Raw genomic sequence first — 299 nt, forward strand, 5'->3', positions numbered from 1 at the left:
GGTGCTTCCGCGAAGTCATCAGCATCTCGGGCACTTCAATACATCGGATTATGGTCGCTGGTGGTCTAAGTTGGCCAGAATGATCAGCAGCGTCGACGACAGTGAAGGTCGCTTAGGGCTTTGGCTATTTGTCGCTTGCCTTCCAGCGTCAGCAGTCGGCCTATATCGGGGCATAACTAATGAGGATGAAAGGGTACGGAGTCAGTGCGAAGCTGCCCTTGTCGCCATCGAACCCATGTACGCCAACTACATTCCCCGGCTCAAAGAGCGCTATCGCGAAACCGCGAAAACAGAGGGGT

Annotated in this window: 1 protein-coding gene; it reads left to right on the forward strand. The window is 54.5% G+C overall.

The genetic code is table 11. From position 1 onward, the window contains the following. On the forward strand, positions 1-299 hold a 299-nt coding region (locus CBX98_RS26440), incomplete at both ends, for a hypothetical protein (protein ID WP_172606053.1).

Source organism: Vibrio sp. T9 (genome assembly GCF_003123985.1).
Classification (GTDB): Bacteria; Pseudomonadota; Gammaproteobacteria; order Enterobacterales; family Vibrionaceae; genus Vibrio; species Vibrio diabolicus.